Annotated in this window: 16 protein-coding genes; 9 read left to right on the forward strand and 7 right to left on the reverse strand. The window is 50.0% G+C overall.

The genetic code is table 11. From position 1 onward, the window contains the following. Positions 1-99: 99 nt before the first annotated feature. A complete protein-coding gene (locus K7G70_RS06200) occupies positions 100-768 on the reverse strand; it encodes a peroxiredoxin-like family protein (RefSeq protein WP_223787740.1) in 669 nt (222 codons plus the stop codon). 122 nt (positions 769-890) lie between these two features. On the opposite strand from K7G70_RS06200, the gene K7G70_RS06205 reads away from it, so the two are divergent. From K7G70_RS06205 to K7G70_RS06215, 3 genes are all read left to right on the forward strand, one after another. Continuing rightward, positions 891-1,838 (forward strand): M28 family peptidase, encoded by a 948-nt coding sequence (locus K7G70_RS06205; protein WP_223787741.1) that lies wholly within the window; start codon positions 891-893, stop codon positions 1,836-1,838. Between the two features lie 68 nt (positions 1,839-1,906). Then, complete coding sequence (locus K7G70_RS06210) at positions 1,907-3,052, forward strand: M14 family metallopeptidase (protein ID WP_223787742.1); 1,146 nt, start codon at positions 1,907-1,909, stop codon at positions 3,050-3,052. Next, on the forward strand, positions 3,049-3,399 hold the full coding sequence (locus K7G70_RS06215; RefSeq protein WP_223787743.1) for a hypothetical protein: 351 nt from the start codon (positions 3,049-3,051) through the stop codon (positions 3,397-3,399). The genes K7G70_RS06210 and K7G70_RS06215 overlap by 4 nt, the downstream gene beginning before the upstream one ends. 17 nt (positions 3,400-3,416) lie before the next feature. Here K7G70_RS06215 and K7G70_RS06220 read toward each other — a convergent pair whose 3' ends face one another. The 4 genes from K7G70_RS06220 to surE all read right to left on the reverse strand — a co-directional run bounded on the left by K7G70_RS06220 (position 3,417) and on the right by surE (position 9,484). Then, positions 3,417-6,476 carry a YncE family protein gene (locus tag K7G70_RS06220; RefSeq protein WP_223787744.1) on the reverse strand — a complete coding sequence of 1,020 codons (3,060 nt, stop codon included), beginning with the start codon at positions 6,474-6,476 and terminating at the stop codon, positions 3,417-3,419. 654 nt (positions 6,477-7,130) lie between these two features. After that, positions 7,131-8,066 carry a peptidoglycan DD-metalloendopeptidase family protein gene (locus K7G70_RS06225; protein WP_223787745.1) on the reverse strand — a complete coding sequence of 312 codons (936 nt, stop codon included), beginning with the start codon at positions 8,064-8,066 and terminating at the stop codon, positions 7,131-7,133. Beyond that, positions 8,067-8,723: a protein-L-isoaspartate(D-aspartate) O-methyltransferase gene (locus tag K7G70_RS06230; RefSeq protein ID WP_223787746.1), complete on the reverse strand. Its 657-nt coding sequence runs from the start codon at positions 8,721-8,723 to the stop codon at positions 8,067-8,069. Beyond that, positions 8,720-9,484, reverse strand: a complete 765-nt coding sequence (gene surE, locus K7G70_RS06235; RefSeq protein ID WP_223787747.1) for a 5'/3'-nucleotidase SurE — start codon at positions 9,482-9,484, stop codon at positions 8,720-8,722. The genes K7G70_RS06230 and surE overlap by 4 nt, the downstream gene beginning before the upstream one ends. Before the next feature lie 111 nt (positions 9,485-9,595). Here surE and K7G70_RS06240 point away from each other — a divergent pair, with 111 nt between their 5' ends. The 6 genes from K7G70_RS06240 to K7G70_RS06265 all read left to right on the forward strand — a co-directional run bounded on the left by K7G70_RS06240 (position 9,596) and on the right by K7G70_RS06265 (position 19,507). Further along, complete coding sequence (locus K7G70_RS06240; RefSeq protein ID WP_223787748.1) at positions 9,596-10,054, forward strand: PaaI family thioesterase; 459 nt, start codon at positions 9,596-9,598, stop codon at positions 10,052-10,054. Between the two features lie 185 nt (positions 10,055-10,239). Continuing rightward, complete coding sequence (locus K7G70_RS06245; RefSeq protein WP_223787749.1) at positions 10,240-12,447, forward strand: S8 family peptidase; 2,208 nt, start codon at positions 10,240-10,242, stop codon at positions 12,445-12,447. A 604-nt stretch (positions 12,448-13,051) separates the two neighbouring features. Then, complete coding sequence (locus tag K7G70_RS06250) at positions 13,052-13,354, forward strand: hypothetical protein (RefSeq protein WP_223787750.1); 303 nt, start codon at positions 13,052-13,054, stop codon at positions 13,352-13,354. A 1,800-nt stretch (positions 13,355-15,154) separates the two neighbouring features. Continuing rightward, the gene (locus K7G70_RS06255) at positions 15,155-17,620 is read left to right on the forward strand and encodes a hybrid sensor histidine kinase/response regulator transcription factor (RefSeq protein ID WP_223787751.1); all 2,466 of its coding nucleotides are present in this window, start codon (positions 15,155-15,157) and stop codon (positions 17,618-17,620) included. Between the two features lie 52 nt (positions 17,621-17,672). Continuing rightward, positions 17,673-18,581 carry an oxygen-dependent coproporphyrinogen oxidase gene (hemF, locus tag K7G70_RS06260; RefSeq protein ID WP_223787752.1) on the forward strand — a complete coding sequence of 303 codons (909 nt, stop codon included), beginning with the start codon at positions 17,673-17,675 and terminating at the stop codon, positions 18,579-18,581. After that, a complete protein-coding gene (locus K7G70_RS06265) occupies positions 18,578-19,507 on the forward strand; it encodes an aldo/keto reductase (protein ID WP_223787753.1) in 930 nt (309 codons plus the stop codon). The genes hemF and K7G70_RS06265 overlap by 4 nt, the downstream gene beginning before the upstream one ends. 333 nt (positions 19,508-19,840) lie before the next feature. On the opposite strand, the gene K7G70_RS06270 is transcribed toward K7G70_RS06265, so the two are convergent. Together K7G70_RS06270 and K7G70_RS06275 are read right to left on the reverse strand one after the other, a co-directional pair. Further along, positions 19,841-22,495, reverse strand: coding sequence for a M14 family zinc carboxypeptidase (locus K7G70_RS06270; protein ID WP_223787754.1), 2,655 nt, complete (start codon positions 22,493-22,495; stop codon positions 19,841-19,843). Beyond that, entirely contained in the window at positions 22,492-23,604 is a 1,113-nt protein-coding gene (locus tag K7G70_RS06275) for a hypothetical protein (protein ID WP_223787755.1), read from the reverse strand. Before K7G70_RS06275 ends, K7G70_RS06270 begins: the two co-directional genes overlap by 4 nt. Positions 23,605-23,676: the final 72 nt, after the last annotated feature.

The following is a 23,676-nucleotide window of genomic DNA, read 5'->3' on the forward strand; positions in this document are numbered from 1 at the left end:
GGAAAATAAAAACGGGACCGCATTCAAAGAACACGGTCCCGCGGGTGAACGGTGGCATAAAGGGGGAAGGCGCCACCGTTCATGCGGGCCATTATAGGGTCAATTGGGTTGTCTTTTCAAATAATCTTTTGCCGCAGCCAATAAAATGGCCGGTGCCAGCCTGATTTTGTAGTCTGGATTGACGTATTGAAACTGAATCACCCCATCGGTTCCGACCAAAAACACGGCCGGTGCCGGCAACAAGTGGTGGTCATGACCTGAGGCTTTTTCTAAGTCGATGTTCCATTGTTTGTATTTTTCGACCAATTCGTCTTCTACTTTAAAGGCGATGCGAAAAGCGCGGGCCACAGACATGTCGGCATCAGACAACAACTGGTAGTCGAATTTTTCTTCATCAGCGGCTTGTTGTTGGGCCAATTGGATCGATTCGGCCAAAAAACTGGGTTGATCGGGGCTCATGAAGTACACATCGAAGCCCAGTTTAACCAATTCGGCTTCGGCCAAACGCATTTCACCCAAGTGAGCGCGGCAATAGGGACACCAGCCGCCACGATAAAAAGTCAAAACAAATGGTTTTTCAATCTGCTCCGGCGCAAAAACCACGGTTTCCCCTGCAGGGGTTTGGGCCGTGAAGGCCGGAATGGCCATGCCCGGTAGCAATGGGGTGACTTGGTCGGCTTGGTCAAAATAATCTTTGGCCAAGGTCTGGTTGGCAATGGCAGCCAGGGCCAAGCCCACTGCCAACGCGAAGGTGGTGATTGTTTTCATGGTGTTACTCGCTCTCTGTGAATTCATAAAGACCCCCTGACTTCATTCTCATTGCAAATGAATTGAGAATTTTACCCAACGGGCTGTCATAATGGGTGAATCCATGGAATCCTGACTTGATCATGAAGAAAAAATTCATTCGTTCTGGCTTGTTGTTGCTGACCTTGTTGTTGCTGATCATGTACGTGGTCAAACGTCCCTCCTGGGTGACGGCAGAAACTTTGCCACAGGCCTGGGCGGTCAAGCCGGAAGATTTACAACGGCATGTGCGGTTTCTCAGTGAACAAACCAACCGCAGCCACAACCAGCCAGAGGGATTGGCGGCTGCCAGCGCTTACATCGAAGCCGAATTGATGGCCATGGGTTTGGACCCGCAACAGCAGGCTTTTGATGTCTACGGACAAAGTCACCACAACATCGTTGTGCGCTTGGGCCCAGTCAGCCCTGAACTCATCATTATTGGTGCCCATTATGATGCCTATGATGAAATGCCCGGTGCGGATGACAACGCCAGTGGGGTGGCCGGCTTGTTGGAGTTGGCCCGGTTGTTGCAACAACACCCACCCAGTGGCGCCATTGAACTGGTGTTTTACACCTTGGAAGAACCGCCGCATTTTCGCACCGAGCACATGGGCAGTTACGTGCATGCCCAGAGCCTGCAACAGCCCGTGCAGCTGATGATTTCGCTGGAAATGATTGGCTACTTTTCAAAGCAGCCCGGTTCGCAACATTACCCCACCATTTTGATGGATTGGCTGTATCCAGATCAAGGCAACTTCATCGCAGTGATCGATCAACTGTGGTCTACCCAGGGCCAAAAATTGAAAAACACCTTCAACCGTTACACCACCCTACCGGCGTTTTCAGTCAACGCCCCCAGTCAGCTTCCGGGCGTCGATTTTTCCGACCATTTGAATTACTGGGCATTGGACATCCCTGCCATCATGGTCACCGACACAGCGTTTTACCGCAACCGCAATTACCACACTGCAGCCGACACTTTCGACACCTTGGATTATGACAAAATGGCCCAGGTGGTGTTGGGGGTGTTCATGCATGTGCGAGAATGAGACTGGTTTCGATTGAATGCCACCGGCATCTGTGACAAGATGTGCTTTTTTATCAATCAGGCATCCCCATGAGAATCAGCAGTCATTTCGATGGCGGCCGCATTGAGGCGGTCAAAACCGACGATTTTTCCGACATTCAGGTCAAGATTAAAAACGATTCACATTCCGAATTCAGACAGTGGTTTTATTTCCGCTTGCAAGGTGTGAAAAACCAAGACTGTGTGGTGAAATTCCTCAATGCCGCAGACACTTCCTATGTCGAAGGTTGGCAAGATTATGACGTGTGTGCCTCCACTGACCGCCAAGAATGGTTCCGCATCCCCACCGAATTCGATGGCAAACAACTGACGGTTGAGTTCAACACCGACACCGACGACATCTATTTGGCCTATTTTGCCCCATACCCCTTTGATCGCCATTTGAACTTGTTGGCCTTTGCCCAACAGTCGGCCTTGAGCACCCTGGTCAATTTGGGTGAAACCCTGGATGGCCGCGATTTTGACATGCTGGTGATCGAAGACGAGGAAGTGGATTTGACCGAAAAACTGAATGTTTGGATGATTGCCCGCCAACACCCCGGCGAAACCATGGCCGAATGGTTTGTAGAAGGTTTTTTGGAATCCTTGTTGGACCAAGACAACCCAACATCCAGACAATTGTTGCAACAATGTCGCTTCCATGTGGTGCCCAACATGAACCCGGACGGTTCCTATCGCGGCAACCTGCGCACCAATGCCTCTGGAGCCAATTTGAATCGCGAATGGATGGAACCGACGATGACAGCCAGCCCGGAAGTGTACTTGGTGCGGGAACAAATGCATGCGCGTGGGGTGGATCTGTTTTTGGACATCCATGGTGATGAAGCCATTCCGTACAACTTTGTCGCCGGTTGTGAGGGCAACCCCAATTACAACGAACGCCTCAAACACCTGGAAGACACCTTCAAAGCGGCCTGGGCAGCGGCCAGTCCGGATTTTCAGGATGTGTACAAATACGACGACGATGAGCCAGGCAAAGCCGATTTGCGCATCGCCACCAACTACGTGGGACAAACCTTCAATTGCCTGTCTTACACCGTTGAACAACCGTTCAAAGACAACCATGATTTGCCGGATGAACAGTACGGTTGGTCGCCAGAGCGGTGCAAGAAATTCGGTGAAGATGTGTTGATCGCGATCAACAACACCGTACCCGCGATCAAGTCCAGCCAATGACCCAAGCCGAATTTTTGGTTGAGTTTGGCTGGGTGATCGCCGTGGTCGTGTCGGTTGGGGTGATCAGTTGGGCCATTTTGCTGCTGCAAGCCGTGTTTCATGACAAGCGCATCGCGCTGGTCGGGGTGTTCGGCGCCTTACTGGTGGCTTATCCAGCGGTGTTTCCTGAACTGGTGCCGGTGGCCGTGGTGTTCAAATACGTGGCCGCTGGGATCAACCTATTGTTCCTGGGCTGGTTCTTGTTGACCCAATACAAAAAACCGGTGGTCTACCTACCGGTGTTGGGCTTGTTGCTCTGTGCCTTGGTGGGATATCGTTTGTATGAAGCCTACCAACTGGCCTTGTAAGGCGAATTAGAATGGCATCAAAGAGAAGGCGTGATGCAATCGTGTCCAGCCAATCTGGTGAGTTTTTGCATGTTCATAACGCCCGAGCCATACCCAGCTAATTGACTGGCCCAAGTCACATTTACTTGATCAGAGCCACTAAAAATCAACTGAATGTCTCCCCATGATTGTTGGTTGATGTCGCTGGGGCGGAAATTTGGGGGAAAATTGGTTCCGGTGAATCGTGACAAATTCACCTGTGAATTAGTTTCGTTCAGATGCCCTGATCCGGTCATCCAGACTGGCTGGCCATCAAGGAAAGCGAACCAAGTGGCTAATACAGAGTTTTGGCCATTGACATTGACCACTTGTATGCTCAGCCCATGGCCTGATTGATTGGGATCCAAGTAGCTGCCACTGAGGCAGCCTGCGACATCTGAGCTGATGACTGCGAGTTTTTCAATGGACATGTGACCTGCTTCAAACCCAGGTTGATCAGAAAACCACAGGGCCTTTCCTGATTCGGCACTGGCAAATTCAAATTCCAGTGTTCCCCATTTTTCAAATTCAATTTCTGCCGGATTGTGATTGGGTGGAAAGCTGGTTCCTGATGCCATTCTCATGGCTATCTGAGCCCGGCCATTAATCATTTTACCCACACCCAACAGCCAAATGGGCTGCCCATTCTGATAGGTGTACCAATAAGCGAGTAAGCGTTGGTTTTGGTTTGGATCCAAGGAATCTAGTAATTCCAAATACCACCCGTGACCACCCTGTTGATTGTTGAACCAAGGGCCGCTAATGTCCAAGGTGGGCATGCCTAAACCGGCCTCCTCGGTGTAAAAAATGAAGTCATTACTGAACAAGCCATCGGGGTTCTGAACTTGCAGAAAATGCTGTCCAACCAGATCGGGTAAATGAGTTAATGTGATGACCAGAGTTTCTTCATGGCAGTCAGGCATTTGTCCTCCATTGAGACAGTCCACGGTTCCTGTAACCCGTTGACCATCTATCAGGATATGAGCTGTCGGTGCGACATGTCTGCCACTCAATATGATTTGTTTGGAACCTTCAGAAGACACTGGAAATTGTTGCGCACCAGTTTGTTGCTGCAAACTGCCTGATGTCCACAATGCCGGTTGCGGATGAGTGACATCCACATGCGCTCCCACCCTGGCTGTTAACGTGCCAACCAATTGTCCCGATTCAACCATTGATATTAATTGCGATCTGTCAATGGGGTTAATCATATTGGACAGCCAATATTGTTGTGCAAAGAATTCGATTTCGATGTTCTTGGGTGGTGATTCTGTTGTTGTCGTGACGTTTCCTTGGAGTAAGACACCTCCATCATGGGCAGCCGCCTCCAAAGCCACAAACATGGCTTCATATTGAGGCTCATTAATCGAGCTTGGGTTCAAAGGTATTTGACGGCCAAATGCACCAGAAAAACCAGTACTGCCCTCAGTGATCATGTTCCACACCGGATTGAATCGTGGTCTGGATGCCCACGACAATTGCCACATACGTTCCTCGGGAACACCTTGTCTGGCCAGCAATTCATAAAAAGTAAAGTCGATGATGTTCAGACGGCCTTGAGGCAATATCAACCAGCGATCATAGGCTCCTCTGAAAGTGGGCGCATCCATTCCTGATCCAGGCGTGTTGGTACTGACCCAAAATGGCATCCGATGACAGTTGCCACATACATTGGGGTTCGGACCACCCTGTTCGTCCCCCAAAATGTGAAATAAATTAAACCCCGCTTTGGCCCGATCACTCAATTCATTGGTCATGGACCTTCGTTGCGCTGGTGGGTAAGGGATGCTGAGTAAAAAATTGGCCATGGCATGGCGCTCTGACTCAGACAAAGCGCCAGCTTGTCCGGATTCGTTGATGGGACAGTTTCCGACCATACACATGGTAGATGCCAATCCACCATCAACCAAGTTCCGGGTGCAGCTCACTGGGTCCTGGAGTTGACAATTGGCTGGTTGAGGTGCGTTGATGCTGGCAGTATTGATGCCGCCATAAGGATCTCCTGGGATGCCATCCCAATGGTATGGGGCAGTGTCTTGTAATCCCCTGATTGGCATGGTGCTGCGTGGGGGTATTTGGTCGCAACCTGGCAAGTCGCAAATGGGTGTATTCAACACCCACAACAGTTGGTCAGTACCACCATCTGGGTGGCAGCTTTCACAAGAAAAAGTTTGGCTGGTTGACGCTTTGGCATTGTTGAAAGCCAACCGCCCCATTTTTACGACAGGATGGGTTGGGTCGGGCAGAGAAATGGTGCGCTGAACTGTGGGTGACATTAAATTGTCCACCACCACTTTGGAAACTGAATTATCGACGGCATTCAACACCCAGGCAGTAGTTAATCGACCATTGGAATCGTGAGCCAATGCAAGGCCTCTTGGCACGCCGCCAACTTGAACTCGACTGATAATTTGTTGGCTTTCAGCATTGAGCAAGATCAATTGATTAGATCCGGCAGCGGTGATCACCAAAGTGCTGTCATCTTGGCTGATTTGAATGGCAAATGGAGTGGCGACAGCTTCACCCAGTGGTGGGTTGGTCGGCGGCAAGGGCTCCAACTCGATGTGTTGTGGTGATTGGCATGATTCACCACCACACGCCACTTTTGTAATGCGATTTAAAAACGCCCGATTTTCCATTTGAAGCAAGCCATCACCAAAAGTCCCACTGGCTCCATTTTTATCGTTGCGGGCATCGGTTTGGGTGATATAAATATCCCCTTTTGAATTGACTGCGATACCATACAATAAGGTGCCCAGGTGGGAGACTGTCTCTATTAACTGATCAGTGGCGGTGTCATAAATGAACAGGTCACGATCAGGGATGTCTGGATGCTTAACCACATCCACCACAATGTTTTGTGAAAGCACATTGTTGTTGTTGACCACATGTTCAGTGGCATCAAAGGTGCATAAACTGACTGCCGGTATCTCTCCCACGCATCCTGATATCTGGGTTTGATTATTGGACTCAAAAGGAATGACATACAAGCGGTCATTTTTGACTGCCATGGCCCGGGGATCTTGCGCCCTGATACTTAATTTCTTGATGATCTCCAAATTGTTGGTGTCAATGACTGCGATTTGATTTTCAGATGAAAGGGCCACATAAGCTTTGTGGTTGTTGGCAAAGACCACTCCAACCGGTTCATCAAAACGGGTGACCAGAGATTCTGGAGCAATGTCTTGGATGGTGGCAATGACTTGCAAGTATGTGGGGCTGTTGGGTTGATTGTCAATGATGCTGACAGAATCTGAAATGTGGTTAGAAACCCAGATTTGTGTGCCATCGGGCTTGAGGGCAATTGACACCGGATCTATCCCAACTGGAATTTGAAGCAACCATTGGGCGCTGATGGTATCGATCACATCAACCGTGTCATTGGGTGTGTTGACCACGAACAAAAGGTTTTTGTGATCCAGTACCAAGGGTTTGCTGTGAGGACTGAGAAAATTGGGATGACCTGCGGGTTTAATTCCTGCCATCAATGGCACTGTAATGATCAAGTTGACCAAGGTGCCCAAAAACAAAGTGTGAAACAAAATTCGGACCTGTGACCTCATTTGTTTGTAGCCATGAAGATTCATCAGACTGCACCTCAATGAAAACGTTGTTCATTGAGTTTAATACGAATACTTTAGTATGTCCATACAATATTCGTCGACTTGACCAGATTAACCGTCAATGACGGTCTGTCGCGATGCTTAAACTTTTCAGGGTTTGACGTAATTCAAAGGATTGACCGGTTGCCCATTTTTGCGGATTTCGAAATGCAAATTATTGACATTGGTGCCGGTTGAACCCAGCTCGGCGATGATTTGACCGCGGGTCACAGATTCACCTTCTTTCACTTTCAGTGATTTGTTGTGGCCGTAGGCACTGAGGTATTGCTCATTGTGCTTGATGATCACCAATTCACCGTAGCCCAACAAGCCATTGCCGCTGTACACCACCACCCCGGCTTCAGCTGCTTTCACCGGTTGCCCTTCTTGCCCACCAATTGAAATGCCTTTGCGCGCCGGGTTGCTGGCCAAAAACGTGGTGCGGATTTTGCCCTGGGTGGGCCACAGCCATTTCAGATTGCTGTTGGTGGGGGTGTTCACCACCACCGGCTTGCGGGCCGGGGGTTGGGTGGTGGTTTGGCTGCTGGGCGGTTTATTGGTCTGGGCATTGCCCTGTGTATTGCCCTGAGTATTGCCCTGTGTGGTTGCCGGTTTGGTGGCCGCGGTCTTGGCCGCTTGCCCAGCTGGCTTGGTGGTGCTGGGCTTGGCACTGATCGGTTGGTTGGTGACCAGTGGTTTGGTTTGGACGGTGTTGGAAGATTTTTGCTGACTGGGCTTGAACACCTTTTTTTGGGGATCCGGTCCGGTCAGACGAATGACTTGGTCGGGATAAATGCGGTAGGGTGGTTTGATGTTGTTGATCGCGGCCAGGGTCTTGTAATCTTTTTGGTAACGAAAGCCGATCGAATACAACGAATCGCCTTGGACCACTTTGTGGGTTTTGGGTGTTTGTTTTGGCACGTGTCGGGCACTTGATTTGGTTTGGCTGCGGTGCGGTTTGCTTTTCACTTCGTCCACCACCGCAGGGCGCCTGGGAGCACATGACCACAAGCCGAACAGCAACAACATGACCAACCCAATGCGCATTTACCGAACCACACCCTCCAACAACGGCACAAAAATCACATCACCCAGGAATGTTTCCTGGTACCCATGTTCTTGTTTGACCAACGCAAGCAATTTTTGTTTCCGCCCATCGCCCACTGGCAAGATCATTTTACCGCCGATCACCAATTGGTCCAGTAAATCAAATGGCACGGTTTCCGGTGCCGCCGTGATAATGATGGTGTCAAACGGGGCTTCGCTGGGCCAGCCATCATGGCCGTCAGCGGTTTTGCAGCGGATGTTTTGGTATCCCAGCCTGATGAACAGGCGCCGGGCGCTGCGGGTCAATTTGTCGATCCGCTCGACACTGAACACCTGCCCGGCCAGCTGGCCCAAAACCGCGGCTTGGTAGCCCGATCCGGTGCCCAATTCCAACACCTTGCCAGGCAGCGAATCGCGGATCACTTCTTCGGTCATGCGGGCCACCACATAAGGCTGTGAGATGGTCTGACCGTATTTGATCGGCAGCGCATCATCTTCGTAAGCCCGGTGGGCCAGGGCTTCATCAATGAACAGGTGGCGGGGAATTTCGGCCATGGCTTGCAACACCCGCTCATCGGCAATGCCGCGTTGGCGCAGGCGGTCAATCATGCGTTGCCGCGTGCGGTTGGAAGTCATGCCAATACCCGCTGAATTCATATCGTTTTGGCCCAGGTGGCCAAGTCATCAATGAAATCATGCTTGGTCATGTCGGTTTGCATTGGAGATATCGACACATAGCCGTTTTTCACGGCATGAAAATCGGTGCCGTCGCCGGCATCGGCCTCGGGCCCGGCCGGTCCAATCCAATACATTTTAAAGCCGCGGGGATCGCGAATGGGGATGGCGTTTTCGGCTTTGTGTCGGTAACCCAGGCGGGTGATCTTCAGGCCTTTGATTTCCTCGATCGGTAGATTGGGCACATTGACATTCAAAATGGTGTCTTTGGGCAAGGGGTGCATGATCACGTGTTGGATGATCTTTTTCAGAAAATGGGTCACGGTGTGAAAATCTCGGGGTCGGCGGTTTTCCTTGACTGAATCCAACACAATCGACACCGCAATGGCCGGCAAACCCAAGTAACGGCCTTCAATGGCCGCCGCCACGGTCCCGGAATACAACACATCATCACCCAAATTGGCAGCGTTGTTGATGCCGGAAATGACCATGTCAGGTTCCTGGTCCAGCACCCCAGTTAAGGCCAGGTGCACACAGTCGGTGGGCGTGCCATACACACTGAACACCTCATCGGACACTTTTTCCACGCGGATGGGTCGGTCCAGGGTCAATGAATTGCTGGCACCCGAACGGTCGCGGTTGGGGGCAAACACCACCACCTCGCCCAATTCTTTGAGCATTTCGGCCAAAATTTTGATGCCTTTGGCATTCACGCCGTCGTCATTACTGACTAAAAATTTCATGGGATTCGTTTTCTTGATCAGGGGACATTATAATCAGTCAGCTGCGGTGATTAAATAGCGCCTCCCCAAAAACCAACAATTAAACCTCCAATCTAAGTCAACAATCAGACCATGAACAAAACCAATTCCCCAAGCCATTGCAAACAGTTGGAACGGATGTACTTGTCAGCCCCATTCAATGCCTTGTTTCAACCCCAAATCCAGGTCCAGGAAGGGCAGGCCACCATCACCATTGAGCTGAAACCCGATTACCACCATGCAGCCAATGCCGTGCATGGTTCGGTGTATTTCAAGATGTTGGATGACGCGGCTTATTTTGCCGCCAACTCATTGGAGCCCGAATTTTTTATGCTCACCACCACCTTCACCACCTACCTGACCCGTCCAGTCAGTGAAGGCACCTTGCGCGCTGTGGGCCGCGTGGTCAACCAGAACCGCAGCCAAATCATTGCCGAAGCCGTGGTGTACAACGCCGCTGACCGGGAAATTGGTCGCGGCAACGGGGTTTTTGTGCGCAGCAAGAACCGCTTGAACGCCATTGCGGGTTACCGGGGTGATGGCGGCCCGTAAGTCGCTTTTCTTGGCCCAATTCTTGGGTAAATCCGATCAATAGTGCTGTTTTTTGGCCGGCATTGGATAACGCCAAACGCGGCAATTCCTGACAATTGAAAGCAGGTTGAGTACCGGTTTGTGGCGGTTCGCCAACACAACCACGTGCCCATCAACCAAACATTTTCAATCAACAGGAGAACACAATGAAACATCTGTATACAAAACTTGCGCTGATGGCCTCTCTGGCTGTGCAGTTGCCAGTCATGGCCCAAAGTTCGATTGGTGGCAGTCGCCCCGGTGGTAACGAAGGCAATGGCATCATGGGCATCAATGATGCCGATGTGGTGCCCGATCTGTACCTCATTAAATTCAGCCAAGCCCAATTGTCTGAATACAACCCAGAAGACAAAAGAGGTCCCACTTATAAAGAATTCATGATCGAGACGGCCAAGAACATGGCCAGTGAGTATGGTGGTGAAATGATGGCGGTGTATCACCACAGTGTCAAAGGATTCTTGCTGAAATCACACAGTCGCTCAGCGGTCGAATCGATGACCAGAGATCAACGGGTGGCGTACATCTATGCCGACAAGGAGACCACCCTGAACAACACCCAATTCAACCCCACTTGGGGATTGGACCGTGTTGATCAGGAATCATTGCCATTGGACCAGCGTTACCACTACGATTTGGATGGGTCTGGTGTCAATGCCTATGTGTTTGATACAGGGACAGTAAACCATGCTGACTTCAACGGCCGTGTCAGCGAAAATATAGACTTTGTAACTGGGTCTGGTGGTGGACTGGGAGGTTGTGATGTGGTTGGCCCACCTCCGCGTCCTGGTATTGACCCACCGACGATTTGTTTTAGTGATTGTAACGGCCATGGTACCCATGTGGCGGGTACCATAGGCAGCCAATCATGGGGTGTGGCCAAAAACGTCAACATTTTGCCCATCAGGGTTTTGGGGTGTTCCAATACCGGCAAAGTCTCAGACTTGATTGCTGGCATTGAATGGCTAACCGAGAACTACCAAAGACCAGCTGTGGCAAATATCAGCATTGGTGCCGCTTACAACCAACCTCTGATGGAAGCGGTGGAAGCTTTGATTGATCTGGATATACCTGTGGTGGTCTCCGCTGGGAACAGCAATTTTTATGAATACTCGCAATCGCCTGCCAATGTACCGGATGCCATCACGGTTGCTGCCACCAATCAAAACGATTGGCGCTGGGTAGATTCAGCCAACTCTGGCTCAAATTATGGTCCTGTGGTGGATTTATTTGCGCCCGGCGAAGACATCCTATCAGCCGATAAAAACGGCGGCGCCAGCTATAAAACTGGTACTTCCATGTCGGCACCACATGTGGCTGGAGCTGTGGCCTTGTATTTACAGGATAATCCCAATGCAACAGTTGCTCAAGTCACCGATGCGATATTATCCGGTGCGTCATTGGGGAAAGTGATGGCAGCTGGTACGGATACACCCAATCGATTGCTCAATGTGACCAACCTGACCGGTTCAGAGCCTGTATCAGAGCCGGATGAATATGATGATGTTTCAATCAGGGGCTACACCGACGACAACCCTGGAGATGCGGTGGTGACCTATGCCGGTGACCACCAAGCGCACAATTTTCATGATGCAGGGGATGAGGATTGGATCATTTTTGCCCTCGGCTTCAATGATCCTGTGAGCATTCTGACCATTTCACAAAACACCGGCATGCCCAATGTCGGCGCGCGTTTGGAAGCCTACCGCGTTGATGGCGGGTTTTCAGAATTGGGTAATGGTCGTTACTCCATTGATGAAGCCGGATTGACCCTGGTGGCATCATCCATGCAGGATGGGGACAATGCCGTGCATGTCATTAATGACGTGTCCCTGTCAGAAGTGTTTGTGGTCAAAGCCACCTCCGCTGGTAAGGTTGGCGCCGACAGTGCTTATGGCCTGTCCAGTTCGCATGTGGGCGCTTTGGACATCGATGAGTATGATAATGTGCCGCTCAGAGGCTACACAGACAATGCACCAGGTGATGCGGTGGCCACTTTCGCCGGAGAAATGTATTGGCACACCATTCATGGCACACAAGATGTGGACTGGAGCATCTTTGCCATTGGCCCTGGGGTGACGGCAGAATTCAACATTGGCGGCATGCCATATACCGACCGCATTTCGGTGCTGAAATTGGAAGGCTATCGTTTGGATGGTGACTATGAAGACTTGGGCAATGGTCGCTGGATCATTGAGGACAGTGACCTGACCCACTTACAAACAGTTGCCGACGGGTCCCACGACAAGCGCATCGTGGTGCACAACAGCAGCAATGAAGTCAAAGCGTATTTATTCAAGACCAGCATCTTGCAGCAAGGTGGCCATTACAAGGCCTGGGTGGAAGCCGCTGATTGATTTTTCACCAGATCTGGCTTGTCAACGGAATGGCAAGCCAGACCAAGCACCATTTTTGGGCCACAAATCACAACTATTGAGCCAATCAGCTTGTATAGTGCGTCCGTTGCGGCATAATGGCAGCGTGTGGATGAGCCAGGCACTGACTCCCGCCTGGCCACCACAACAAAAATAATGTAATTACTAACTAAATTAGAGAGCGTGTGTATGTTTAAAAAATGTTTGGGACTTGTCGTCCTCACAATTGCAATGATTGTGGTAACGATCACTTACAGTGAACAGTCAAATTCGGAACCTGGCGGACCTCCCAGTCAAGGTCAATTGGTTTGTACCTTTCATGGACAATTTATTGGAGTGGCCTATTCACAAGAAGGATGTTTGGATCATGTGACAGAATCGATGAAAGAACATGACAACCCTTTGGATTGTATCAGTACAGACCCATTGTATTGATTTAATCTCGACTTTGGTGTTCAGTCAATAACATGAATTGCTGTGACATTTGAGCAAACCGAAGAAGTTTGTTCGGTGAAATACAAGGCATTTCCACAGGCAGAAATCTTGCCAAATTAAAGATAAATAATTTATGAAAGGAAAATTCAATATGAAATTTAAGTCAATTTTATTAACGGCCACTCTGTCAGTGATTTTGTTCAGTGTTGAAGTGAAAGGTAACGAAGAAAAAAATTCACGAGACCGCACTAATTTTGTTTGCTACACGCATGATGAAGAAAATTTCAGCAGCTTTCACATCGATTTTGCTAAGTTAATTGGTCCTATGGCATCAGATGCCGTCTGCGCTGATGTCCTGGTTGCCAATAACCGAGAGATGGAATTTCCGCATGGCAATGGGATCAACACCCACGACTCACCCATGGATTGTGTCAAAGCAGTGCCAGAAGGCTGAATGAATAATCATGTGATAAACGACTGACACCATCAGTCTCCACACCTGCTCTGGCATTCATTGCCAGAGCAGGTTTTTTGTATTTTGGTGAAGAAGCCCATTGAATTGGTGCATGAAATCCAATTTTTCGCCATTTAGTTTTCTTTATACATTTTATAGTAAGACCCTTGTTCCAGGTTCTTTCAAGAACTGATTGCCTGATGCCAATTCAATGACCGCACACCCAAATTTGTAGAATGGGTTTATACTGTGCTGGTGTACATTTTTTATTCAGCCGTGTGTCATAAGGTTTTATTCTTGTTGGTTTTCATCTTTGGAAGCTTTTTTGTTAAAGCCCAAAACTTTCACCATGTATCAACTGATTCAGGTCTGGATCACCCATATGTCCGTTCCATTATTCAAGGGGGAGATGGACGGATCTGGGTAGCCACCTTAAAAGGGGTGAGTATCTATGATGGTTATGAATTGAAAAAACTCACTGGTAAAGGGTTTGATCACTTGAATAAAGTCATCAGCATGCAACTGCAGTCGGACAGTTCAATGATCGTGATTGGCACGGCAGAATCTGGGGTCTTTCTGACGGATGGAAACAGGATCAGCACAGTGGAATGGCAGGTTCCCGGACCGACTGACCATTTAAATGATGTCATTGTTGTGGGCAAACAAATTTGGCTGATCTATCCCAATGAGATTTTTCTCATGCAGGAAACAGTGGTAAGCAAATCCATAACCAACCCAATCAAACGCAGAACCTATTCTGCCTTGTTTGATGCCAATACTGGACATGTGTGGCTGGCTGGGACTGACCGGGTGTTTCGTTTGGACGTGGACAATTTAGCTGCTCAAGAAGTATTGATCAAAGCCGAAACAATGAACCGCAGAAAACTGACATTGGCTCTGGGTGAAATGGGACAACTGTGGCTGGGAAGGTCTGATGGTTTGTATCGATTGGACACGGTTTGCGATTGCTTTGTGCCAGCTTTTGATGTATTCACAGGCATGGAAATTTCGGACTTGGTCAGCATCAATCAGCAATTGTGGATTGCAACGCCAGTGAATGGATTGCACATGTATGACTTCAGAAGCCAAAATAAAAAGCAGTTCAAAAAAGGAAATTTAGCGGCTGGTCAGATCAGTGACAACAGTGTCATGTCCTTGTATGGGGGTGAAAATGACATGCTTTGGTTAGGTACATTTAATAACGGCTTTCATTTCATTGATACAAAAAATTTGGCTTTCAATCCAATGTACAACCAACACGCTGGATTGTCATGCAGTTCTGGAACCACTGTTTTTGATGTCTATGAACAGCCTGGTGGAATGTTGTGGTTGGCGACGGAGCAAGGATTGGTCATGCATCAGCCATCTACGCAGCGTTGTGAATCTTTTGTCACCAGAGGTTTGGTCGATAATACACCACAAGCCAAGCTGATTTATTCAATATTCCCAGTTCAGCCCGATTTGTTTTGGTTAAACACCTCCGAGGGTTTGTTGAGCTTTGACTTATTAAGCCATAAATTCCAACCATTGGGTGATTCAAATTTTTTGGCCAGCAACTATTTCATCTCTGGGGCTGGGGCCAGTGATTACTACCTGGGTGCCTCTGACGGATTGTATTTGATGGATGGATCAATGCAAATATCGCAAAAAATTCCTGTGGCAGGCACTGGTGACTCCACAATTCTGATCGATAAACACATCACAACAACATTGGGTCAGCATTATTTTGGAGCCAAAGAGGGCTTGTTTAAGTTAAGAGCTAATGAACTGGTTCCATTTCCCGTTCAACTTGAAAACGGTTTGCAGGTTAATCACATCACCGGATTGGCCAGTGATAATCAGGGTGGCTTCTTGTTGGCTTCTGAAGAAGTTGTGCTGGTTCATGTAGACCACCAAGGGCAGATAGAGGATTTGTCTGGTTTGTTTGAAACTGTAAACAATCAGCCGCTGATTTATGAAATGATTTGGGTTGATGATGCGCTGTGGTTGTCCAGCGACATGGGGATTTATCGGTTGAATTCAAACCATTCAGAAGTGCTGCACTTTGGTCCTGAAGATGGGTCAATCAATGGCGGATTCATCAAGAAAGCAAGTCATCTAGGTGCATCAGGCACCGTTTACTTTGGTGGTAAACAAGGATTGGTTGCCTTTAAACCAGAGGCCATCAAGACCAATTTGACAGCGCCAAAAATTGTGATCACAAAAGTCAATCAACTCAACAAATCATTGACGATGGGAGAGCAGCTGTTGGGTGGATTTCAGCTCAATCAGGACGTCAATCAATTAAAAAAAATGCAGCTGAATCACCAAGATTTGACCATTGGATTTGAGTTTGCGGCTTTGGACTATGCCAGCCCTGAGGACAACCGATATGCTTTCAGGTTGTTGGGTTTTAATGACACTTGGAACATGGTTGATGCCAAGAACAGAACGGCCACTTACACCAACTTGAATCCAGGAGAATACACTTTTGAAGTGAAGGCTGCCAATAAAGACGGGGTGTGGACTGAACAACCCAAGTCATTGGCCATCACAGTCAAACCTGCCCCCTGGTTTTCACCACTGGCTTATGCCTTGTATGTACTGACTTTTGTGGTGGCCTTGTTTGCCTTTATTCGTTACCGCACTGCGGCGGCCAACAGGCGGGCCCAGCAACTTGAAGTGGAGGTCAATCAGCGCACCCAGGAACTGAAAACCCAGAAGCAGATGGTGGAGTCGTTGTTGGATCACAAGAATGAATTGTTTGCCAATGTCACCCACGAATTCAAGACGCCACTGGCTTTGATCAAGGGGCCCACCGATGAATTGCTCAAAGAGGGTGAGCTGTATCCACACAAATCGAAGTTGAACATGATCAAACGCAATGCCAATCGTTTGCTGGTGATGGTGGGGCAGATTTTGAAATTGTCTGAAGTGGAACAAGAACAAGCCGTGGTGCGGGAAAACCAGACGGTGGAGCCGGTGTTGAACATGTTGTTTGAGGCTTATGCCATCTTGGCCAGAGACAAAAACATCCGCTTGCATTTGGACAACCAATCCAAGTCCCAGATCCACGCCACCGCCGAATATTTGGAAATGGTGGTGGGTAACCTGTTGTCCAACGCCATCAAATACACCGGCGTGGGAGGCGAGGTGACCCTCAGCAGTATGGACCAAGATGGGCAAGTGATCATCACCGTCAAAGACACCGGTTCAGGCATAGCCGAGCAAGACCAGAGCGCAATATTCGACCGTTTCACCCGCTTGGACAGCCACCGCAACATCCAAGGGACAGGCATTGGTCTGGCGGTGGTCAAAGAAATCACCCAAGCCAACGGTGGGCAAGTCAGCTTGATCAGTGAGTTGGGCCAGGGCAGTGCATTCACCATTCGCATGCCGCAAGCCCAATGGCAAGAACTGGTGTCCATGGAGTCAACGGTGGTTGATCAAATGGTACAAAAAACGGCGCATGAAATGGTTGAGGACCAATTACCCACCACCGCCAAAAAGCGCAGCGCGGCCATTAAACTTCTGGTGATTGAGGACAACGCCGACATGCGCACCCACATCGATGATGTGCTGCGAGATAAATACCACTGTTTTTATGCCGACCGTGGACAAAGCGGCATTGCCACAGCACTCAAAGAAATGCCGGACATCATCATTTGTGATGTGATGATGCCAGGGATGGATGGCTTTCAAGTCACCCGCATATTGCGGCACGACGCCAAAACATCTCACATTCCCATCATCTTATTGACGGCATTGAATACCAAAGAAAGTCGCATCAAGGGCTGGCGGGAAAACATTGATGTCTACTTGACCAAACCGTTTGATGCCAGTGAATTGCATGCCACATTGGGGGCCGTTTTGAATGTGCGGAAAATTTTGCAACAAAAGACCCAGGCCAGTTTGGGCGTTTCAGGCACCACCGAAAACTTGGATTTGCCCAAGCAGGACCTCAAGTTTGTCAAAAATTTGAAGTCAGTCATTGCTGAAAATTACCCTGACATCATGTTCATGCGGCCGCAATTGGCCAGCGCTATGGCCGTCAGTGAACGGCAGCTGCAGCGCAAAGTCAAAGCCTTGGTGGACGACAGCCCGATGAATCTGTTGCGCGATTATCGACTGGAAATGGCTGCTGCCAAGTTGGCCGAAGGCTTACAAGTCGGTGTCGTGGGCGATGATTGTGGCTTCAGCTCCGTGTCTTACTTTGCCGCCTGCTTCAAGAAGAAGTACGGCATGACACCCAAGAAATACCAAATGACTGTCAATAAAAAAACGTGAGCTTGACTGCGACTTGATATAATCGGTCATTCAATCCACTCGGTGTTCTCCTATGAACGATGCACAATTCAAGGCAGTGATTGCTTACCTGCAAGGCTTGCAAGATGACATTTGTCAGCAGTTTGAACAGCTAGATAGCCGCCACGCCTTTGGTGAAGATGCCTGGCAGCATGTCGGCGGTGGTGGTGGGCGCACGCGGGTGCTCAATGGTGAGGTGTTCGAGCAGGCTGGGGTGAATTTCTCTCACGTCATCGGCGCACAGTTGCCAGCCGCGGCGACGGCCAAGCGGCCTGAGATGGCCGGGCAAGGCTTTGAGGCATCCGGGGTGTCGTTGGTGGTGCATCCTGACAATCCATTCATCCCGACTTCGCATGCCAACGTGCGGGTGTTTCGCACCAAACCGATCGGTGATGAGCCAGCCCATTGGTGGTTCGGGGGTGGCTTTGATTTGACGCCGTTTTATCCGTTTGAAGAAGATGTGCGGCATTGGCACCAAGTGGCCCATGACGCTTGTCTGCCATTCGGTGAGGATGTTTACCCCAAATACAAACAATGGTGTGACGAGTATTTTTACTTGAAACACCGCGGTGAGACCCGTGGGGTGGGTGGTTTGTTCTTTGATGACTTGAATGAATGGGGTTTTGAACGCTGTTTTGAATTTTTACAAGCGGTGGGCAATGCCTATTGTGAAGCCTATGTGCCGATTGTCAAACGACACATGCACAGTGTGTTTGATGATGAACACAAACAATTCCAAAAATACCGCCGGGGCCGTTACGTGGAGTTCAATTTGGTCTACGACCGGGGCACTTTGTTTGGTTTACAATCCGGTGGGCGCACCGAATCCATTTTGATGTCCATGCCACCGGAGGTGTCATTCCGATACAACTACCAGCCTGAAAGCGGCACCCAGGAAGCCCGCTTGTATGAGTTTTTGCAACCACAAGATTGGTTAACGTGAAATACCGGACGCTGATCCATGGTCAGCTGCAACTGTCGGCCATTGGCTTGGGTTGTGCCAGTTACTGGGGCCAAAAGTACTTTTCTGAAAAAAAAGCCATTCAGGTGGTGCACCGGGCCCTGGAACTGGGGATCAACTATTTCGACACCGGCCACAGCTATTCGGGTGGTCATGCCGAAGTGCGCTTGGGTTTGGCCTTGCAGCAATACGCAGGCAGCCTGTCGCCGGTCATCAGCAGCAAAGTCGGCACCCGGGTGGGTCATTTGGGTCGGTTGGACAAAGATTTTTCACCCCAGTGGATTCGCCAATCGTGCGAACAATCATTGCGCCAGTTGCGCCTGGAACAGCTGCCGTTGTTGTTTTTGCATGGGCCCAACCCTGAAGATTTCAATGACGACACCTATCAAGTGCTGGCGGAACTGCAAGCAGCGGGTAAAGTCGGTTTGGTGGGGGTCAATGCCTTCGATGACCACATCATTCAGCTGGCTGCTGACAGCGGCCAATTCCACTGCATCATGCTGGATCACAACATCTTGTCCCAACACCGGGCCCAAACCATCGCCCAATTGACGGCACAAAACCTGGATGTGGTGGTGGCCGGCGCCATCGCCGGCGGACTCTACGACCGGCGCTTCAAACGGTTTCGTGGCATGAAGTCTGTGTGGTATTGGTTGCGGGCATGGAAGAACAACCGCGCGCTGTTACAGCGGGCCCGCCGTTTTGCGTTTTTGAATGATCAACCCACCGGCACCGCCACCCAATGGGCCTTGGCCTATGTGTTGCAACTCCCGGCGGTGAAGTCGGCTTTGATCGGCACCACTTCGGTCGCGCATGTGGAGGAATTGGTCCAGGCAGCTGACCTGACACTGCCCAGCGAACTGCTGGCGGCCATTGAGGCCCAAGCCAATTCTGCAGACACCCCATAATCCGGTTAAGAACATCAGTTCATAAGCAATAACTCAAAGCCTAATCGAAGTGTGGTCAGACAAACATTCATCTAAAGTTGTGTTGGGCTTCGATAGGTTCAAACATCTGATCGATCTTTTTGACAAGTTCACTGAGTTTGTCGAAGTGTCAGTAAGTCCGCAAGTACATCAAGTCTTAGGGGCTGCGACAGGCTCAGCCAGCTGGTCGGTCTTGTTGAATAGTCACTGATCACCTTGTCGAGCTTGGCCTGCCGTTGAACAAAGAAAGCTGCCCGATGCTGTGGTGATCGGTGCTCAATAATTATGGGCCTGATGGCGCTCAGGCCCGTTCAATCATTGCTCACAAACCAGGGTGTTGGCTGCGGGCCGGGTGATGGGCACCACATTGTAAGTGCCTGAGCCATAGTCGGCATCCAAAGCGTTAAAGGCAAAAGTGCCGCTGGTGCATTGTAAGTTCAATTCAATGCTGCCCCACAAGAACAACTGCACGTCGTTGGGGTTGAAATCGGCCCCAAACACACCACCCCGGGCTTGGTACACCTCGTCGAACACGATGTTGACGTTGCCGTTCGTCTCGGTGACGGTGCCACCGCTGCCAATGAACCAATCCTGGCCGCCATCCAAACCGTAGCTGTACCACAAGATCACCGCGTTGCCATTGATGGTTTGTTGCAGGTGGAAGCCTTCGCCACCACGGGTGGGGTCAAACCACGAACCAATCAGGCTGCCACCAGTGAGGGCTGGTGGTGGCAATTCGATGTCATCAATCTCACTCAGGGAAACGATGCCGTCGGCGGCCGCGATTTGTTGGATCGACGTGCGGAATTTGCGGCCATCGGGATAGGTGTACTTCATGTGGCCGCGGAAACTAAGCAAAGTCCCATCATTGGCCGTGACAAATGGTTCTGGTGGCAAGAATATCATTTCCACCGATCCAGCCGGCAACAATTCAACGGCTTCAGGGTCAAAGTCCGGTCCAAACACCCCGCCTGAGGCTTGCAGCACTTCCGGGAAGAAATAGGCATTGGTGGCCGCTATTTGGTTGGCCGACAAGAACCACTGGGCCTGTCCAGCGTCATCAAAGGTGTACCATTGCATCAGCACCTGATTGCCATCCAGCACTTCGATGTTGAAGCCTTCGCCCCCACGGCCCGGATCAAAATACAAAGCCGATGAAGGGTAGGCCACAGCGGGTCCAAAGGCTTGGTTGCTGACGGTGAAACTGATGGTGGTGTCAAACCCACCATTGATCGAATCAACCCCATTACTGTCCTCGTAGTTGACCCATTGACCACCGGCCCAGGTGACCGCGGTTTGGGGATCGGCATCGAGGCTTTGTCCAACCATGTCGGTGGTGAACAAGCGCCAATTCAGCTCGACGGTGTCGGCGGCATTGACCGCCGGGTCAATGTTGAAATCAACCACTGCGGTGTCGTCTTGATAAAACCCATAGCTTTCCCAGGCACTGGATTTTTCATTGACCCAACGGTGGTTGCTCAGGTTTAAGTCCACATCCACGCCATCCAGCTCAGCCCGCACGATGGGATCCAAAGCGGTCGATTGGCCGGGCAGGGCGGCAATTTCACCGGCCTCGTTGCGCCAGCGCATGGGCTTGTCAAAACGGATCAATAAACTGTAGTCTTTGCCGGACAAGATGTCTTGGTATGACACCTGATGCAAGGTCCGCTGGCCGTCTTCACCCATGTCCCATTCGGCATCATACACAATGGCATTGGTCGCCGGATCAACCACCCGCAGCTGGGTGATGGAAGGCGGACCGGCTTGGCCATACCATATGACCATATGTGACTCAGCCAGGTTTTCTCGAACCCTTTTGATTTCAGATTCAGGCAATATGAATCCATCATGGCCATTGATGGCAAAGCCGCCATAATCGGCCCCAAACCCGGGCAATTCTGGGTGGGTATCAGGCTGACCTTGGGCCGGTGCACTGCTGGGTTCAATCTCCAAAGTCCAAGAAGGGATTTCATACGTCACGGCAAAGTACTCGTCGGTTGAACCAATTCCAAATCCTGCCTGACTAGGCAGATCGAGGTATCGTTTGGCTCCCGGTAAATTTTGATGGTGTCTGGTGAAATCATTCAACAGCCGAGTTTGTAACGTGTTTCTGTTTTGGTTGAAAGTCAATTCAGAGAAAAATACTTGCGAATAGGAGTGCACATCCGTGTAAACCCGCATTTGATCGTCATCCACCAAATCAGCCGCCGCCAATCTGGCTTGGGTTTCTGGTTCAGAATCCACAAAAGGCCCATGATAACGCAATTCGCGAACATCTCCAGAGGAGCTGTTGCTGGTAGCCCAGTATGGGTTGTTGTTGCGGTTCAAGTCGACCCCATTAAGGTGGTCTTCTCGGGTGCTCAAGTCTTCATCGGTGTCACGCATGTTTTTGCGTCGCATGCGGCCATCTCTGGGCCAAAATTGAGGGCTGGTGATGTCATCTCCCAACCAATTGTCGGTGGGGTATCGCTGGGTTTGTAAAAAGCCATCGACGTTGTTAACCGGGATGGTGATGATGGTGGTGTTTTCCAGCAGGTACTGATAAAAAGAACGGTCATCACTGCGGTCATGGAAATCGGTGATGATTTGGGTCAGGGTTTCTGGAGACTGCCATTCCCGGGCATGAATGCCTCCATTGATCATCATGGCCCCTTCTTTGACGCCATATTGGGTGGTGTTGTCGGCATCACTGAGGACATAGGCCCAGATGTCGCGGTTGTAATGCGTCTGCCCCACCACATGGCCGGTGACATAGGCATTGTTCATGGCCATGGACTGGTGTTTGGTGAACAGGCCGTTGTAGCTGCGAAAGCCATCAAAAGGTTCGGGGGTGTCGACCGGAATGGGTACCGGATAACCCAATCCCAGCACACTGTTTTCTTCGGTCCAACTGCGGATGATGGTTTGGGCTTCTGCCACACCCAACCCCAGTGCCAGCAGCAGACACCATTTTCCAATAGGTGTTTTCATGGTCGACCTCCTTTGAATGACTGCAGCCAGGATTTCACCTGATCATCGGTATCATGCTCGGTGATCAATTCTTGCAAAGCGATTCTGGCGGCTTGGGAATGATTCATTTTTAAAGCGAGTAAGATGTGATTCTTTGATTCACGATTTGAGACCAGGTTGTAATGAGATTTCAACGCGTTGATCAATTGGATGTCTGATGTGCGGGTCATGGCAAAAGCCGCTGCAGCGGTGGTATTGGGCTTCAACAGTTGCTTCAACAAGGTTTTTTGCACTTGGGCATCATGCTGATATGGAGCCAATAAACTGGTGCTGAATGGATCGTCATCTGCCAACTCGACGGCATACAGCAGCATCGATTTGCTATCGGCTTCATTCAAATATGAGGGGATCTGACGCAACGTCCAATCCCTGACTGGTTGATCCTCAGAACCGATGGCAATTTTCAATAAACTCAAGTCACCGGTGATCAAGCCCAAGTGACTGATCAAGCGGTCATGAGCAGTCATGTTTGTGGCAGTGGTTTTGAGTCGTTCGGTCAATGCCTGGATGGTTTTCGCATCGGCCGAGGCAATGCTTCTTTTAATCCCGAGCCATTGCGGCTGGCGTTGTGGGTTGGCTTGGGCATTGATTTCAGCGATGGCGTCCAATGCCAAACCCAAGTCTTGATGCAACAGCTGATTCAGGCGCTTTTCGGTGCGGTACATGGTCCACACATTCTCAATCCCAGCTGCTTGGCTATTCAGGTGAAACACCGGCACCAACAAAGGCCCTTCATGACCCTGGCGGGTGGCTTGTACCTCGTATCCCTTCATCAGGTCTACCAGGCTTTGAAATTGGGGTTGCGGTGGCTGAGCAGCCAAAGCCAGCAACAACTCATGAAAAATGTACTCTTTTTGGATGGGTGCCAAGTCGGCCTGTTGCAGCGCCATGACAACTGCATCAGGGTCTTTGGCAGTAAAGTATTGTTGGGTGTAATCGCGGCTCAAGGCGTGTAGTTCGGGATCTGATGTCAATGCGCCAATTTCATGGTGGTCATAAACCACCGCGTGGGTCATAAATGACCAAGCAAGCAAACACAACAAAACACCTGTAGGCAGACATTTTTTCATGGACAACTCCGATGATGGTCGAATCAATGATTTTAGACGATGTGTTTCGTATAATCAATTAATGTTCAATGA

Source organism: Marinicella meishanensis, from assembly GCF_019931145.1.
Lineage (GTDB): Bacteria > Pseudomonadota > Gammaproteobacteria > Xanthomonadales > Marinicellaceae > Marinicella > Marinicella meishanensis.

Excerpts from the sequence above, each read along its gene's own strand:
- K7G70_RS06250 (WP_223787750.1), top strand. The coding sequence starts at position 13,052 with ATGAAATTTAAGTCAATTTTATTAACGGCCACTCTGTCAGTGATTTTG.
- K7G70_RS06230 (WP_223787746.1), bottom strand. The coding sequence starts at position 8,723 with ATGAATTCAGCGGGTATTGGCATGACTTCCAACCGCACGCGGCAACGC.
- K7G70_RS06225 (WP_223787745.1), bottom strand. The coding sequence starts at position 8,066 with ATGCGCATTGGGTTGGTCATGTTGTTGCTGTTCGGCTTGTGGTCATGT.
- K7G70_RS06215 (WP_223787743.1), top strand. The coding sequence starts at position 3,049 with ATGACCCAAGCCGAATTTTTGGTTGAGTTTGGCTGGGTGATCGCCGTG.
- K7G70_RS06275 (WP_223787755.1), bottom strand. The coding sequence starts at position 23,604 with ATGAAAAAATGTCTGCCTACAGGTGTTTTGTTGTGTTTGCTTGCTTGG.
- K7G70_RS06240 (WP_223787748.1), top strand. The coding sequence starts at position 9,596 with ATGAACAAAACCAATTCCCCAAGCCATTGCAAACAGTTGGAACGGATG.
- surE (WP_223787747.1), bottom strand. The coding sequence starts at position 9,484 with ATGAAATTTTTAGTCAGTAATGACGACGGCGTGAATGCCAAAGGCATC.
- hemF (WP_223787752.1), top strand. The coding sequence starts at position 17,673 with ATGAACGATGCACAATTCAAGGCAGTGATTGCTTACCTGCAAGGCTTG.
- K7G70_RS06210 (WP_223787742.1), top strand. The coding sequence starts at position 1,907 with ATGAGAATCAGCAGTCATTTCGATGGCGGCCGCATTGAGGCGGTCAAA.
- K7G70_RS06270 (WP_223787754.1), bottom strand. The coding sequence starts at position 22,495 with ATGAAAACACCTATTGGAAAATGGTGTCTGCTGCTGGCACTGGGGTTG.
- K7G70_RS06245 (WP_223787749.1), top strand. The coding sequence starts at position 10,240 with ATGAAACATCTGTATACAAAACTTGCGCTGATGGCCTCTCTGGCTGTG.
- K7G70_RS06205 (WP_223787741.1), top strand. The coding sequence starts at position 891 with ATGAAGAAAAAATTCATTCGTTCTGGCTTGTTGTTGCTGACCTTGTTG.
- K7G70_RS06200 (WP_223787740.1), bottom strand. The coding sequence starts at position 768 with ATGAAAACAATCACCACCTTCGCGTTGGCAGTGGGCTTGGCCCTGGCT.